This window comes from Thalassomonas actiniarum (assembly GCF_000948975.2).
Classification (GTDB): domain Bacteria; phylum Pseudomonadota; class Gammaproteobacteria; order Enterobacterales; family Alteromonadaceae; genus Thalassomonas; species Thalassomonas actiniarum.
Genome location: NZ_CP059735.1, coordinates 496,314 through 512,012, shown reverse-complemented (window position 1 = coordinate 512,012; position 15,699 = coordinate 496,314). Strand labels below are relative to the sequence as shown.

The window sequence follows — 15,699 nt, the reverse complement described above, 5'->3', positions numbered from 1 at the left end:
TATCACATGCAAAAACCTCATATTCTTATCGTAGAAGATGAAGATGTTACTCGCTTTAACCTTCGAAACTTATTCGAAGCAGAAGGATATCTCGTGTCCGAGGCCATAGATGGCGACAGCATGGACAGTAAATTACAGCAAAATGCCATCAACTTGATCATTATGGACATTAATTTGCCCGGAAAAAATGGCCTGCTGCTGGCAAGAGAACTGTCCAACCAACCGGATTTAGGCCTGATCTTTTTAACCGGTCGGGACAGTGATATCGACAAGATACTCGGGTTGGAAATAGGTGCCGATGATTACCTCACCAAACCTTTTAACCCCAGGGAATTGACTATCCGGGCGCGCAACATCTTAAGCCGGATAGGGCATAACCGGAATGAAACCGAAAATGCCGTGATTAAATTTAATCAGTGGACCCTGGACGGTAACTCGAGAAAAATGACTTCGCCACAGGGAGATGTTTTTTCCATCCCACGCGGCGAATATCGCGCCTTAAGATTACTGATCGAAAATTCCGGACAAATCGTTACCCGTCAACAGCTGATCAAAGAAATGACCGGCCGGGATCTGCGCTCCAATGACAGAACCGTAGACGTCACCATCAGACGCCTACGTAAACATTTTGAATCTGTCGAAAACCCGCAAGAGCTGATCAACACCATACATGGTGAAGGTTACCGCTTTGTAGGTACTGTAGAATAATCAAAACCATTACGGCTTTTAAAGCTGCTCTAACCAGCCTTTAAAAGCCGCAATCGCGATATCGTTTAACTCCAGAATTTCCGCCAACAACTGGCGCTTCTGGCTTTGCGCTTCGCTAAACTTCTCTGCCATCACCAGCTTGCCGTGTAACTGCTTTAACCCTATGCTGCCGGCGGCGCCTTTCATTTTATGGCAACGATCCTGCCATTGTTCCTGCGAGTCTGCTTCCACGGCAGCAGAGATTTCCTCCAGGTAAAGCCGGGATTGCTGCAGATACAAATCAAGCATTTTCGCGATAATGCTTTTGTCCAGCTGCTCTAAATAACCATTTAATAACTCTTCGTCTAGTTGCTTAACATCTAACACCGCAATTCCCTGTAATTAATACGACAATTATTGCCCTAGCATAACAATAAAATTCCCCAAGGGCATCACAGGATCCGGTGAAAGTAATAAAAGGTAACACTTTAGTACAAGCAATAGTCAGCAAATACTTAGCCGCTGATATCGGCCGGTTAATAAAAATAAAAAATAAATAGCCAAATTGGCGACGGTTTAAACGGGACTTTTTCAAAAAATAACCGCTTTTACATGGGATATAAGCAAATAATATAAAATTTAGACCTATTTAAGCGAAATAATAGTAATGATCCCGGCAGGAATTGAGATAGAATATGCGCCCTTAAATTAATTTTACCAGCAAAACCCTGGTTTTGCTGTTTTTACCAAGCGGAGTAGTAATGCCGACATCAATGCCTGATATTGCCAACCACACCACAGCACAAACCGAGGGCACCTTGGATTGGGTAGGTATGGGTAATATTGAGATGCCAGTGATGGTTGCCTCAAAAGATGAAGCCGAACGTATGGTTTCAGCTCATGTTGACGCCTTTGTTAACCTCAAAGAGCCAAAGGCAAAAGGCATTCATATGTCGCGCCTTTACTTGCTGCTTGATGAGCTATCCAGTAACCAGGTCTTAAATTACCAGAACCTGGTGACTTTACTCGACGGCTTTATCAGCAGTCACCAGGACTTAAGCGACAACGCCAAAGTGCAGTTCCGTTTTGATTATCACCTGCGCAGAAAGTCGCTGATCAGCGGTAAGGCAGGCTGGAAAGCCTACCCCGTGGTAATAACCGGTCGCTTAAATCAGGGCGTCCTGGATATTGAGCTGGCTATAGATGTCAGATACTCTTCCACCTGTCCTTGCTCTGCCGCGCTGGCACGCCAGCTTATCCAAAAAGCGTTTGTCGATAAATTTTCCGATAACGGCGAAGCCAACCTGGCGGACATCCACGAATGGCTGGGTACCACCGAAGGCATAGTGGCCACCCCGCATAGCCAGAGATCGGTTGCAGAAATCAAGGTAAAACTTAACCAAAAGGTAAATGATTTCCCCATTACCGACCTGGTGGATACCATAGAAGACGCCTTGCAAACTCCGGTACAGGCCGCAGTGAAACGCGAAGACGAGCAGGAATTTGCCCGTTTGAACGGCCAGAACCTGATGTTCTGTGAAGATGCCGCCCGCCGCTTGCAACATGCCATGAACCTGGAAACGGTTTATGATGATTTCTGGCTGAAAATAAATCACCTGGAATCCCTGCATGCCCATGATGCGGTCAGTGTCGTGACCAAAGGCATAGCCGGCGGCTACCAGCCTTAAACTTAACATTACCAACAACACAGGTATTTTCCGGAAAAATATCTGTGTTGTTATAAACCTCCTTTTTCATTACTGCTCCTGCCCGGCGAATCGCACAGCCAACAATAAAACACGACATAGATCTTGATGCCTTATAGTAGTGCGTCATATTCGTGCAATCTGTCTGTTTAATAATCCCTAACGAATCAAGCAATAAGCAGACTTGTCTATACTGATTGCTGAATAAATGAATAACTTCTGAATATACATTCACATCACTCATTTTGTAATTTTATTACATTTTGATAGAGTTTTTGAAAGCTTTCAGGATCTCAACAACATCACAAACCCTTTAAAAATATAATAATTGTTGTTTATAGTGAAAATAGAGTAATTAAATTACCCTATTTAGTGAAAATAAACTACGAGCAAAAGCTCTATTTTTGTTGACCTTTGCTCAATAAGTGTTTAGTGTAAAATGTTCCTTTTGGGCTAAAACAGGATATTTATGCAATTAAAGCATAAAAATATTCTTTTTTAATCTTCCTATGCTCAAACGCTTTTTTATTAGGAGAAGAAGAAAATGCAGCTTTATGATCCCAACTTTCAAAAAGACAACTGTGGATTTGGTTTAATCGCCCATCAAACCGGGGAAACAAGCCATAAGCTGATTAAAACCGCCATTTCCGCTCTTGACCGCATGCAACACCGCGGCGGTATTGCCGCCGACGGTAAAACCGGTGACGGTTGCGGTTTATTGCTGCAAAAACCCGACAGTTTCTTCCGCGCCATTGCCGAAGAGAACAACTGGCAACTGGGACGCAAATATGCCGTCGGTATGGTGTTTTTAAGCACAGATCCCGTAGAAGCTGCCCTCTCCAAACAAATACTCGAACAAGAACTTGCACAGGAAACCCTGACTATCGTCGGCTGGCGCACTGTACCGACAGATCCCTCCATCTTAGGGGAAATCGCCGCCGGTAACCTGCCGCAAATAGAGCAGATTTTTGTTGATGCCCCTCCGGGCTGGCGTAACCGGGATCTGGAACGGCGTTTATATATGGCGCGCCGCCGCGCAGAAAAACGCAGTAATGACGACAAGTTTTATATCGCCAGCCTGTCCTGCTTAGTGACTATCTATAAAGGCCTGATGATGCCGGTGGATCTGCCGAACTTTTATCTGGATCTGGCGGATATCCGTATGCAGAGCGCTATTTGCGTGTTCCACCAGCGTTTTTCCACCAACACGTCTCCGCAATGGCACCTGGCACAACCTTTCAGGTATCTCGCCCATAACGGTGAGATCAACACCATCAGCGGTAACCGCCAATGGAGCCGGGCCCGCAGTTACCGCTTTAAATCGCCTTTATTGCCGGATCTCCAGGATGCCGCGCCTTTTGTCAACGAAAGCGGTTCGGATTCTTCTTCTCTGGATAATATGCTGGAACTGTTCCTGGCAGGCGGCATGGATTTATACCGGGCGATGCGCTTACTTATGCCGCCGGCCTGGCAAAACAGTCCGTGCATGGACGATGATATTAAAGCCTTTTATGAATTTAATTCTATGCATATGGAGCCCTGGGACGGCCCTGCCGGTGTGGTGATGACCAATGGCCGCCATGTTGCCTGCAACCTGGATCGCAACGGCCTGCGCCCCGCCCGCTATGTGATCACCCGCAACGGTTTTATTACCCTGGCCTCGGAAGTGGGGATCTGGGATTACGGCGAAGATGAAGTCATCGAAAAAGGCCGGGTCGGTCCCGGAGAAATGCTTGCCCTGGATACCTATACCGGCAAGGTCTTTAACTCGTCCGATATCGACAATGAATTAAAAGTCAGACATCCCTACCGTGAGTGGCTCAACACCAACATTCGCCGCCTGGTGCCGTTTGATCAGCTGACCGCCGAACTGATCGGCCAGCGGGTGTTTACCGATCATGAACTCAGCCAGTACCATAAAATGTTTAACTACAGCTATGAAGAAATTCAGCAGGTAGTAAAAACCCTGGCGGAAAACGGCCAGGAAGCCACAGGCTCCATGGGGGACGATACCCCGATGGCGGTGCTCTCGAGCCAGGCACGTACCTTATATGACTATTTCCGCCAGCAGTTTGCCCAGGTCACCAACCCGCCGATCGATCCCCTGCGCGAGCGTTATGTGATGTCGCTGGCCACCTGCATCGGCCGTGAACACAATGTTTTCAATGAAACCACAGGCGGCGCCGACCGGATTTTATTTGCCACGCCGGTACTTATGTATACCGGGTTGAAACAGTTACGGGAACTCGATCCCAAGCATTACCGCTCCGATACCCTGACCCTGAATTATGATCCCAGCGAAGGCCTGGAAAGCGCCATCCGCCGCTTATGTGATGAAGCGGTCGACCTGGTGCGCAACAAAAATACCGTTATTTTAGTGTTATCGGATCGCCAGATACATCCTGGCTTATTACCTATCCCGGCAGCCATGGCGGTCGGTGCCGTACAACAGCGCCTGGTAAATGAGCAGCTGCGCTGCGACTCCAATATTATTGTTGAAACCGCTTCGGTGCGGGACTCCCACCAATTCGCGGTATTGCTCGGCCTTGGTGCCACTGCCATCTACCCGTTTTTGGCATTTGAGACCGTGGAACAACTGGTGGAGCAAGGGCAAATTGACTTAACCCCGCGCCAGGCAGTGAAAAACTACCGCGATGGCATCAATAAAGGCCTGCTGAAAATTTTATCTAAAATGGGCATTTCTACCATCGCCAGTTACCGCTGCGCCGGTTTATTTGAAGTGGTCGGCCTGCACCAGAATATCATGGAGCTTTGTTTCCCGGATCTGCCCAGCCGCATTCAGGGGGCTGATTTTGAAGATATCGAACAGGATAATATCAACCTGGCGCGCAAGGCGTTTTTACCGCACCAGAAAGTCAACCACGGCGGCTTATTGAAGTACGTGCATGGCGGTGAATATCACGCCTTTAATCCCAATGTTGTCAACTACTTACAAAGTGCGGTACAAAGCGGTGATTATGGCGATTACAAAAAATTCGCCGACGAGGTTAACCAACGCCCGGTCGCGACGTTAAGGGATTTATTAGCCCTTAAAGAAGATACAGAGAGCATAGATATCAGTCGGGTGGAAAACGAAAGCGAAATGTTTAAGCGCTTTGACAGCGCCGCCATGTCTATCGGCGCCCTGAGCCCGGAAGCCCATGAGGCGCTGGCAATTGCCATGAACCGTTTAGGCGGCTTTTCCAACTCGGGCGAAGGGGGGGAAGATCAGCGCCGCTTCGGCACCGTGAAAAACTCCCGTATCAAACAAATTGCCTCAGGCCGTTTTGGCGTGACCCCACATTACCTGGTCAATGCCGATGTGCTGCAAATCAAGGTCGCACAGGGGGCAAAACCCGGTGAAGGGGGCCAGCTGCCCGGCGATAAAGTTACGCCGCTGATCGCCAAATTACGTTTCTCCGTGCCCGGCGTCACCTTAATCTCGCCGCCGCCGCACCACGATATTTACTCTATCGAAGATCTGGCGCAGCTGATTTTTGATTTAAAACAGGTTAACCCGAAAGCCATCGTTTCGGTGAAACTGGTTTCCGGCCCCGGGGTCGGCACAATTGCCTCCGGCGTGGCCAAGGCCTATGCCGACTTTATTACCATCTCAGGTTACGACGGCGGCACAGGTGCCAGCCCGTTAACCTCAGTAAAATACGCCGGTTGTCCGTGGGAATTAGGCTTGGCCGAGGCCCATCAGTCATTGGTAGCCAACGGCTTGCGCCATAAGGTACGTTTACAGGTAGACGGCGGCTTAAAAACCGGTATCGATATCGTTAAGGCTGCCATCCTGGGCGCAGAAAGCTTCGGTTTCGGCACCGCGCCTATGGTGACCTTAGGTTGTAAATTCCTGCGTATTTGTCACTTAAACAACTGCGCCACGGGTGTTGCCACCCAGGATCAGGTGTTAAGGGATGAATTCTTTAAAGGCCTGCCGGACCAGGTGATGAATTACTTTAAATTTGTCGCCCAGGACGTGCGCGAGATCCTGGCAAAACTCGGCGTTGAAAGCCTGACCGCCATTATCGGCCGCACCGACTTGTTGGAGCAACTGCCGGGCTTTACCGCCAAGCAACAAAAACTGGATTTATCGCCGATTATTGCCCCTGTGGTTGCCGGCGAAAATACCGCCCTGCATCAAACCGAAGCCAATGTCGCGTTCGATGAAGGCGCCCTGAACCAGCAAATGCTGGCAGCGGCCGCCGACAATGTCGCCCATAGCAGCGGCGGTGAATTCAGGTTTAACATTCAAAATACCGATCGCTCGGTTGGTGCAGCCTTGTCCGGGGAAATTGCCCGTCACCACGGCGATCAGGGCATGGCCAGCAACCCGATCACAGTACACCTGTGCGGTACCGCAGGCCAGAGCTTCGGCGTCTGGAATGCCGGCGGATTAGAAATGATCTTAACCGGCGATGCCAACGACTATGTCGGTAAAGGCATGACCGGCGGCAAGCTCACGGTAAAACCACCGAAAGGGGTGGAATACCCAAGCCATAAAACCATGATCATGGGTAATACCTGTTTATACGGCGCCACCGGCGGTAAGTTATTCGGCTGCGGCCGTGCCGGTGAACGTTTCGCGGTACGTAACTCAGGCTGCCATGCGGTGATTGAAGGCACAGGTGATCATGCCTGTGAATATATGACCGGCGGTATCGTCACCATCCTAGGAGATGTCGGCGTAAACTTCGGCGCCGGGATGACCGGAGGTTTTGCCTATGTGCTCGATGAAGCCGATGATCTTAATGTACGTTTAAACAACGAGTCCATTGAAATGCTGCCGATTGAAGACCTGGTGATCCACCAGGAGCATTTACGCGGCATTATCAACCAGCACCTGGAAGAAACCGGCAGCTTACGGGCACAGGAAATACTGAGCAACTTTGATAAGTTTGCCCCGCTGTTTAAGCTGGTGAAACCCACAGCAACCGATGTTAAAACCCTGTTGGGGCATCGTAGTCGTTCGTCTGCTGAACTTCGCGTTCAGGCACAATAACGCGGAATGAGGAAGAGAAGCACATGAGTAAAAATGTATATCAGTTTATCGACGTCAAACGCATCGATCCGCCGAAAAAGCCGGTAGAGCAACGTAAAATCGACTTTGTCGAAATTTACCAGCCGATGAGCAGCGACCAGAGCCAGGGCCAGGCAGATCGCTGCCTGGACTGCGGCAATCCCTATTGCGAATGGAAATGCCCGGTACATAACTATATTCCCCAATGGCTGGAACTGGTGACCGAAGGCAAGATCTTTGAAGCCGCCGATTTATGTCACCAAACCAACAGCTTGCCTGAAATGTGCGGCCGGGTTTGCCCACAGGACAGGTTATGTGAATCTGCCTGCACCCTTAATGACGACTTCGGCGCCGTCACTATCGGCAATATCGAAAAATACATTACCGACACCGCCTTTGAGCAGGGCTGGAAACCGGATCTGTCCCATGTGATCCAAACCGGCAAAAAGGTAGCGGTAATAGGCGCAGGTCCCGCAGGCCTTGCCTGTGCCGATGTCTTAACCCGCAACGGCATTAAAGCCGTGGTTTATGATAAACATGCCGAAATCGGCGGTCTGCTGACCTTCGGCATTCCATCCTTTAAACTGGAAAAATCTGTGGTGAAACGCCGCCGTGAAATATTTGAAGGTATGGGCATAGAATTTCACTTAAATACCAATGTCGGTGTCGATATCAGCTTTGACAGTTTAAGCCAGGAATATGATGCGGTATTTTTAGCCTTAGGCACTTATACCGATATGACCGGCGGTTTTGACAACGAAGGTGCAACCGGCGTTTATAATGCCCTGGACTTTTTGATCGGCAATACCCAAAAGCTAATGGGCATCACCGAAAATGCCAAGCCTTATATTAATTTTGAAGGCAAAAAAGTCATCGTATTAGGGGGCGGCGATACTGCCATGGACTGTGTCAGAACATCAGTGCGCCAGGGAGCCACAAACGTGACCTGTGCCTACCGCCGCGACGAAGCTAATATGCCAGGGTCACCACGGGAAGTACAAAATGCCAAGGAAGAAGGGGTAAACTTTGAATTTAACCTGCAACCTTTGGATATTGCCGTAAACGAACAAGGCCTGGCGATCGGCGTTAAATTTGTTAAAACCCAACTGGGTGAGCCGGATGCCAATGGCCGCCGTAACCCCGAAGTCATCGAAGGCTCTGAATTTGTTATGCCCGCCGATGCAGTCGTGATCGCTTTTGGTTTCCTGCCCAGCCCACCGCAATGGATGAAAGATGCCGGTGTTGAGGTGGATGCCAGAGGACGAGTACTAGCCAAAGACACCAGCCAGTTTGCCCTGCAAACCAGCAAAGGCAATATCTTTGCCGGTGGCGATATGGTGCTGGGCTCAGACTTAGTGGTTACCGCCATCGACCAGGGCCGAAAGGCTGCCATGGGCATCTTGGATTATGTCTTTGATGAACAGGTTATTGCCGTTTCATAGTTACAGCAACTTACCCCGACAAAATACCAGTCATTTGACTGGTATTTTTTTGTCTAAAAATGTTTACCTACGACTGATAAACTCAAGCTTCTGTCCGCTGATATTACAGCAGTGGCGACTAAACCATTAAAAGACCCACACTTTATGAAACACTTTCCCGCAGTGTGTTCTAATTTTTGATGTTTGCATTAAGTGGCTTTATCGATGAAGTGAAATTTCGGCCTGAAAAATACGAATGTAAGGGCGCGTTTATTAAATGCAGTGTTCGTAACTTATGCCAGGTAGAGAATAGGGCAGAATTTTAAGCCGGGTGAGCCAGCAAGATACCAGGTTGCCAGTGTTAGCTCACCCAAGCCTTTTCCTGTTAGTTAAGTCGATTAGTTAAACTGGTTGTTCAGGCTTAAGATCGCGTAATCCCTGGAGGATCTTATCCATTTTATCCCGGTAGTCTCTGATCTGAATTTTTAAGCGATAGCATACATGCCAGATACCTTCACTCGTTGGTGGGGTGATGCATTCGGGCTCGCGGGCAACCGCGGCGAAGGCATCACAGAGAAAGGAGCATTCATCGCTAAACTTGCTAAAGTCGTCACAAAGATCAAGACATTCACTCGATAGCTGCTTTCGTTTAGTTTCGTAGTCAGTATTTGGGCCGCTTGATTCAGACATGATACTGCCCTCCTATGATACTTGGTAGTACACAGTAATGGGCAAGCTTGCTACAGGTTATGGACAGGTGCCCGGGGTTAGGCATAAGGTCAGGTATATTTTCTGTTAAAGAAACTTTAACCGAGTGAAACTCTGGCATATCATTAGGGTTAGCCATGATGGATACCTATTTTATCTGTTGTGGTTAGCTTCCTCTGAGTGTTCTAGCACTTAGGGGGAGCGCTTGGTTTATTTGCTGGTTCTCTTTGTTAAGCACCTCCGCTGGTGAATGATTCACCTATTAGTCATAGTACAAAACGCTGTAAAAATCAACAGTGACGGTTGGTTCTTGGTTATAAAGTGGGATAGCTTTTTAGTCTTTTTCTGCAGCAGTATGTTAGAGACTTTTTTGGGAGGGGCTATTTAGAAAATCACTCGTTATCAATCCTATTTTGAAACACTTTCCCGCAGTGTGTATCAAGTTCCCCAAGTATTTGCTATTTACACGATTGTTTTTTCATTTAACTTCCCCATAAATATTCAGTAATAGTTAATTGGAGAGAAATATGTCAGATAATTTGATTACTAAAGGTGTTAAAGGTCCTCTCAATAATCCCTTAGTTAGAGGATTAATTCAGCTTATACCTGGCGGTAGTAGCTTGGATGTTTTAGCCCAAGAACGGCTATCACAAATAGAAACTGAAAGGTTTAATATTTTAATAAAGGCTTTGGAAGAAGGAGAGTTGGATCTTACCGAAGATATTCTCAACTCTAACGAGTTCTTACACGCATTTGTAAAAACATCCAGAGCCACTGTTCAAACTTATAGAAGAGAAAAAATTCAGTTATTGGCTGAATTATTTACTGCTACATTCAAGGATAATCAGTTTAACAAAATAGATGAATACGAAGAATTATTATCAGTAATTGATGATTTATCTGTCCGAGAACTAAATATACTTTCTTTATTAGATTCTTTTGAGCAAAAACATCCTGTGCAGAAAGAAGAAAATGAACTTCAACGCAGTGATCACTACTGGGGTACTTTTATAGAGACGGTTGAAAATGAATTTAGTCTAAATAGAGATGAGCTGAAAGGTGTGTTAGTGCGATTACAGCGGTCAGGTCTTTATGCGCCTTTTGAAGGAAATTATTGGGATTATGAAGGAGGTCGAGGCTTTTTATCAGCTCTGTATTATAAACTACGGCATTTTATTCTTCACTCAATAGAGTCTGGTACAATTTAAATACTGACAATTAGGTCTGAGCTAATTAAATTAAATAGAACCCCCCTTCTGTTGCAATAGGTCTTCCTATTTTAAAGTTAAGGTATATTTTTCTTTTTGAGTTTAAAATAACTCTTTTTTTAGAACTGTTGTTAAGTTTTTTATAGGAAAATTCAATGAATAAACGGGCATTAATTATTTGTCTTTCAGCTTGTCTGATAGCTCCACTAAATGCTTATGCAAAATCATTTGATTTAATTTGCATTGGGAAAATGGAGCAAGAAGATGGCACTCCAATAGGCAAAAATGCCTCATCAACTTTATATAAACTTGATGTAGAGAACAAAACAGGCTCCTTTTTCGTAGGAGATATAAAGATCGAAGGTGATTTAGAGGTAAACCCAACGCATTACAAATTATATGGTGATAAGTTCAATACATCGATAGATCGCTATACTCTTAATTATATTCATTGGCAAAAAATTGCTCTTATCGGTCAAACTAAAACTCAAGGTAAATGTGAGCTCCCAGCCCCCAAGATCTAATTATTTTGCTCATAAAAGGATGGGAATATGCGCTTAATTATTTCTGCCATCTCCATATTATGTAATAGACCTTAAAATTGATGGCTCAGAATTCCCCCTTCTGTTTCAAACATTGATTTCAACCAGCCTCCAGAACCCATAGTTTCGTTTAGAAAAATGATAATATAGCTAAAAATGAAACACTTCCCTAGAGAAGTGTTTCATGCTCGATAAAGCTATTTATTGCTACTTCTTTTCGCCACCCAAACCTATACTCAGAGGCGATCTTAGCCGGTAGTTTATGCGCAAATCGTCTCATTAACACCTATGCCCCCTAAACGTAAAAAGGCCGCTAAACAACATTTAGCGGCCTTTTATAAAACTTAGTTTTGTTATTACCCGGCAATTAGCCAACTAGGTAATAAAAACAAGTTACTCCCCAAACGGGTTCACTTTAATAATGGTTTCGTTACGATCCGGACCTGTTGAGATGATATCAACCGGAACACCGGTGATCTCTTCAATACGCTTGATATAAGCCAGGGCATTCGCCGGTAATTGCTCGATAGAAGTCGCACCGAAAGTTTTTTCACTCCAGCCCGGCATTTCTTCGTAAACCGGGGTGATTTTTTCATAACCTTCTGCAGCCGTTGGCGGCACGGTAATAACTTCACCGGTTGGTGTTTTATAACCAACACAGATTTTCAGTGTTTCTAAACCGTCTAATACATCCAACTTAGTCAGGCAGAAACCAGTAACACTGTTCACTTGAACTGCGCGGTGCATAGCGATGGCGTCAAACCAACCACAACGACGCTCACGGCCAGTAGTCGCGCCAAATTCATGGCCTACTGTACCTAAGTGATTGCCAATTTCATCGTCTAATTCGGTCGGGAAAGGGCCTGAACCTACACGAGTAGTGTAAGCCTTGGTAATACCTAACACGTAATCCAGGTTACGTGGACCAAAACCACAACCGGTAGCTACGCCACCCACAGTTGTGTTTGAAGAGGTTACGTATGGGTAAGTACCGTGGTCGATATCCAGTAAGGTGCCTTGTGCGCCTTCAAACATAATCGCTTCATCATTCAGACGTGCCTGATCAAGAATTTCAGCAATATCTGCTGTCATCTTCTTGATGGTGTCGGCAACCGCCATAGCGTCGGCCAGTACTTCTTCGTAGCTTACCGGCTCGGCTTTATAGTAAGTAGTTAAAACGAAGTTATGGTATTCCATAATTTCTTTTAACTTGGCAGCAAATGAGTCTTTACAGAACAAGTCGCCAACACGTAAACCGCGACGGGCAACCTTATCTTCGTATGCTGGCCCTATGCCACGGCCGGTAGTACCGATCGCTTTGTTACCGCGCGCTTTTTCACGGGCTACGTCTAATGCGACATGGTAGGGAAGAATAAGTGGACAAGCATCACTGATCAGCAAACGTTCACGTACGGGTACGCCACGCTCTTCTAACATAGTGATTTCTTTCATCAAGGCTTTAGGGCATAACACTACCCCGTTACCTATCAAACATTTTACATTTTCACGTAATACACCTGAAGGGATCAAATGAAGAACGGTTTTTTCACCGTCTATTACCAAGGTATGACCGGCATTGTGGCCTCCCTGATAACGTACTACGTACTTGGCTTTATCTGTGAGTAAGTCAACTACCTTACCCTTACCTTCGTCACCCCATTGAGTGCCTAGAACTACGACGTTTTTGCGCATGTTTAAATGTTGGTCAGAAAATTAGGCGGGGATTTTAACAAATAACATTTTGCAGTCCAAGCACTAAATCCAGCTTTTTCGAAAGTATATAAAATAGCCAGCAAGGTTAATTAGTTAGCAATAACTTTATTTTCTAGAAACTAGCAAAAATATTAAGCGCGAACAATAAGCAAAAGCACAGCACCGATAAAGACCATAATAAACTTATACTACGTATGGTCCGCACAACGCCCGAAGGTTAGAAAAATTATGACTGAACGATAAGTAAAAGCACGGCACCGATAAAAACCATAAAAAAGCCTATGGCACGTATGGTACCCGAAGGTTGGCTTGCCAGTTGTTGGATATAGGCGCGCCACTTATTGGGGAAAAGCGCGGGCAACAAGCCTTCAATAATAAAAACCACTGCCAGTACGGTGAGCAAACCCGGCATAGTCAGAATTTCCATAATAAAACGTTATTTCCTTATTAAGCAAATCACCGATAAAAAATATAGTATCAATCACTTAAGAAGAAACAACAAGGTGAAAGCCGTTAAAAGGCCGGATTTTGACATGAATATGAAGAATTTTTGAATCCCGACGACTTTATGAGTAAAGCACAAGGGAGGAGGATAAAACCGGCCATGAAGGTTTCATGGCCGGTGATACTTGTTAAGGCTTAATTACCGGCTTTAGCACTGTCTTTCAAGTAATGAAAGAAGTCGCTGTCGGGTTTAACCACCATAACATCGCTTTTACTGTTAAAGCTTTTTTCATAAGCTTGCAGGCTGCGGAAGAAGTTGAAAAACTCAGGGTCTTTCTTGTAAGAGTCGGCATAGACTTTTGCTGCCAATGCATCCCCTTCACCACGAATTTCCAAAGCGTTTTTCTGGGCAGTTGCCAGCATCACAGTCACTTTGGCATCGATAGTCGCCCGTCTAATTTCCGATTGCTCCTGACCCTGAGATCTGTGCTCTTTCGCTACAGCGGTACGTTCTGCACGCATACGCTCGTAAATAGAGTTACTGACTTCTGTCGGCAGGTTAATCGCCTTGATACGCACATCGATAACTTCAATACCGAGATCATCCTGGCTGCTGGCTGCACTTTCCTGCGCCTTGCTCATAATGGCATCGCGATCACCGGAAACAATTTCCTTGATGGTGCGGGTACCAAATTCGCTACGCAAGCCGTTATTCACTTTTTGTTTTAACAGCGCCCGGGCATTCTCGATAGAGCCGGAGGTACGCAGGTAGTATGTTGAAAAATCAACAATACGCCATTTAACAAAAGAGTCGACCATCAAATCTTTTTTCTCTGCGGTCACAAAACGATCCGCCGCTTCATCCAGGGTCTGGATACGGGCATCGAATTTACGTACCGATTCCAGTAAAGGGATCTTAAAGTGCAGGCCCGGATCATAGACCAGCATTTCACCGCTGCTACTGTCACGCTTGATCTTCTTAAACTGGAACACTATACCGCGCTCACCTTCGGAAATAACAAACACCGAAGAGACCACTAATACCGCCAACAGGGCGAGAATTACTATGGAAAAATTCTTCATTGCTTAGTTTCTCCCGCTGCTGAAGCGATCACTGCGACCGGAACTGGATGGTTTAGTATTTGACGATACCGGCTGCTGGCTTAAACTGGTTGTTGCCTGAGGAACGATACGCTGTCCGCTGTTTTGCTGCTGAAGGATCTTATCCAAAGGCAGATACATCATGTTATTGCCTCCTTCAACATCCACCATCACCTTACTGGTATTGCTATAAACCTTTTCCATCGCCGTCAAATACATGCGCTGACGAGTAACTTCAGGCGCCGCCTGATATTCAGGTAAGATTTTTTCAAAACGGGCTACCGCACCTTCAGCATCAAGAATGGTTTGCTGTTTGTAGGCCAGGGCTTCCTGTTCCATACGTTTTACACGGCCACGGGCACGAGGCTCGATACCACGGGCGTAAGCTTCTGCTTCACGTAAAAAACGCACTTCATCTTCCTGTGCCGAAATGGCATCATCAAAGGCGTCTTTGACTTCTTCCGGCGGACGGGCGTCTTTAAAGTTAACATCAACAATGATCAAACCTAAGTGATAAGGCTCGATGATTTTTTCAAGCTCCTGCCACACCGACTGACGCACGGTTTCACGGCCGCTGGTGAGGATATCATCCATCGCCGCATGGCCAACAACATAACGCAGGGCGCTGTCCAGCGACTGACTTAAGCTGTCGTCGGCATCGGTCACGCTAAAGACATAGTTACGGGCATCAACCACCCGGTACTGTACCTGCATTTCCACCCGCACCACGTTTTCATCCTGGGTCAGCATAAAACCGGCCGCAGGCAAATCCCGTGTGGTTTGCATATCCACGGGAATAATGCGCTCAACAAACGTCCACTTCCAACGCAGACCGGGATCAACCGTCCCGGCATACTGGCCGAAACGTAACACTATGCCCTGCTCGGCTTCTTTGATGGTATAAAAACCGCTAAAGGCATATACCAATACCGAAATAATCAGGGCCAGGCCAATACCGACACTGGAAAAACTTTTTCCCGAGCCGCCGCCTGATGATTTCCCGCCAAAGACACCGCTTACTTTCTGACCCAGGTCTTTGAGTAAGTCGTCCAAGTCTGGTGGCCCCTGGTTATTGCCACCCTTATTTTTCCAGGGATCTTTATCGTTATTCCCCGGTTCATTCCAAGCCATGATGGTCTCCGCTAA

12 protein-coding genes are annotated in these 15,699 nt (G+C 46.4%); 6 read left to right on the top strand and 6 right to left on the bottom strand.

Translation table 11 applies throughout. The features are described from left to right. The first annotated feature begins 6 nt into the window (after window positions 1–6). Window positions 7–708, top strand: coding sequence for a two-component system response regulator ArcA (gene arcA, locus SG35_RS02300; RefSeq protein WP_044833844.1), 702 nt, complete (start codon window positions 7–9; stop codon window positions 706–708). 18 nt (window positions 709–726) lie between these two features. Here the strand turns inward: arcA and SG35_RS02295 are convergent, their stop codons facing one another. Continuing rightward, window positions 727–1,074, bottom strand: coding sequence for an Hpt domain-containing protein (locus tag SG35_RS02295; RefSeq protein ID WP_044833843.1), 348 nt, complete (start codon window positions 1,072–1,074; stop codon window positions 727–729). Window positions 1,075–1,448: 374 nt separating this feature from the next. On the opposite strand from SG35_RS02295, the gene folE2 reads away from it, so the two are divergent. The 3 genes from folE2 to SG35_RS02280 all read left to right on the top strand — a co-directional run bounded on the left by folE2 (window position 1,449) and on the right by SG35_RS02280 (window position 8,858). Continuing rightward, entirely contained in the window at window positions 1,449–2,375 is a 927-nt protein-coding gene (gene folE2 / locus SG35_RS02290; RefSeq protein ID WP_044833842.1) for a GTP cyclohydrolase FolE2, read from the top strand. 562 nt (window positions 2,376–2,937) lie between these two features. After that, window positions 2,938–7,398, top strand: a complete 4,461-nt coding sequence (gene gltB / locus SG35_RS02285; protein ID WP_044833841.1) for a glutamate synthase large subunit — start codon at window positions 2,938–2,940, stop codon at window positions 7,396–7,398. 23 nt (window positions 7,399–7,421) lie between these two features. Beyond that, window positions 7,422–8,858, top strand: coding sequence for an FAD-dependent oxidoreductase (locus SG35_RS02280; protein ID WP_044833840.1), 1,437 nt, complete (start codon window positions 7,422–7,424; stop codon window positions 8,856–8,858). A 381-nt stretch (window positions 8,859–9,239) separates the two neighbouring features. On the opposite strand, the gene SG35_RS02275 is transcribed toward SG35_RS02280, so the two are convergent. Continuing rightward, on the bottom strand, window positions 9,240–9,527 hold the full coding sequence (locus tag SG35_RS02275; protein ID WP_152646679.1) for a hypothetical protein: 288 nt from the start codon (window positions 9,525–9,527) through the stop codon (window positions 9,240–9,242). A gap of 545 nt (window positions 9,528–10,072) precedes the next feature. Here SG35_RS02275 and SG35_RS02270 point away from each other — a divergent pair. Both SG35_RS02270 and SG35_RS02265 read left to right on the top strand, forming a co-directional pair. After that, the gene (locus SG35_RS02270) at window positions 10,073–10,753 is read left to right on the top strand and encodes a hypothetical protein (RefSeq protein ID WP_044833839.1); all 681 of its coding nucleotides are present in this window, start codon (window positions 10,073–10,075) and stop codon (window positions 10,751–10,753) included. A 155-nt stretch (window positions 10,754–10,908) separates the two neighbouring features. After that, window positions 10,909–11,277: a hypothetical protein gene (locus SG35_RS02265; protein WP_044833838.1), complete on the top strand. Its 369-nt coding sequence runs from the start codon at window positions 10,909–10,911 to the stop codon at window positions 11,275–11,277. A gap of 411 nt (window positions 11,278–11,688) precedes the next feature. Here SG35_RS02265 and SG35_RS02260 read toward each other — a convergent pair whose 3' ends face one another. The 4 genes from SG35_RS02260 to hflK all read right to left on the bottom strand — a co-directional run bounded on the left by SG35_RS02260 (window position 11,689) and on the right by hflK (window position 15,684). Continuing rightward, window positions 11,689–12,987, bottom strand: a complete 1,299-nt coding sequence (locus SG35_RS02260; RefSeq protein WP_044833837.1) for an adenylosuccinate synthase — start codon at window positions 12,985–12,987, stop codon at window positions 11,689–11,691. A gap of 247 nt (window positions 12,988–13,234) precedes the next feature. Next, on the bottom strand, window positions 13,235–13,435 hold the full coding sequence (locus SG35_RS02255; protein WP_236702623.1) for a DUF2065 domain-containing protein: 201 nt from the start codon (window positions 13,433–13,435) through the stop codon (window positions 13,235–13,237). A gap of 212 nt (window positions 13,436–13,647) precedes the next feature. Then, complete coding sequence (gene hflC, locus SG35_RS02250) at window positions 13,648–14,535, bottom strand: protease modulator HflC (RefSeq protein WP_044833836.1); 888 nt, start codon at window positions 14,533–14,535, stop codon at window positions 13,648–13,650. Window positions 14,536–14,538: 3 nt separating this feature from the next. After that, window positions 14,539–15,684, bottom strand: a complete 1,146-nt coding sequence (hflK, locus tag SG35_RS02245) for an FtsH protease activity modulator HflK (protein WP_044833835.1) — start codon at window positions 15,682–15,684, stop codon at window positions 14,539–14,541. Window positions 15,685–15,699: the final 15 nt, after the last annotated feature.

Coding starts and splice junctions, on each gene's coding strand:
- arcA (WP_044833844.1), top strand. CDS start 7: ATGCAAAAACCTCATATTCTTATCGTAGAAGATGAAGATGTTACTCGC.
- hflC (WP_044833836.1), bottom strand. CDS start 14,535: ATGAAGAATTTTTCCATAGTAATTCTCGCCCTGTTGGCGGTATTAGTG.
- SG35_RS02280 (WP_044833840.1), top strand. CDS start 7,422: ATGAGTAAAAATGTATATCAGTTTATCGACGTCAAACGCATCGATCCG.
- hflK (WP_044833835.1), bottom strand. CDS start 15,684: ATGGCTTGGAATGAACCGGGGAATAACGATAAAGATCCCTGGAAAAAT.
- SG35_RS02270 (WP_044833839.1), top strand. CDS start 10,073: ATGTCAGATAATTTGATTACTAAAGGTGTTAAAGGTCCTCTCAATAAT.
- SG35_RS02275 (WP_152646679.1), bottom strand. CDS start 9,527: ATGTCTGAATCAAGCGGCCCAAATACTGACTACGAAACTAAACGAAAG.
- SG35_RS02260 (WP_044833837.1), bottom strand. CDS start 12,987: ATGCGCAAAAACGTCGTAGTTCTAGGCACTCAATGGGGTGACGAAGGT.
- SG35_RS02255 (WP_236702623.1), bottom strand. CDS start 13,435: ATGGAAATTCTGACTATGCCGGGTTTGCTCACCGTACTGGCAGTGGTT.
- gltB (WP_044833841.1), top strand. CDS start 2,938: ATGCAGCTTTATGATCCCAACTTTCAAAAAGACAACTGTGGATTTGGT.
- SG35_RS02265 (WP_044833838.1), top strand. CDS start 10,909: ATGAATAAACGGGCATTAATTATTTGTCTTTCAGCTTGTCTGATAGCT.
- folE2 (WP_044833842.1), top strand. CDS start 1,449: ATGCCGACATCAATGCCTGATATTGCCAACCACACCACAGCACAAACC.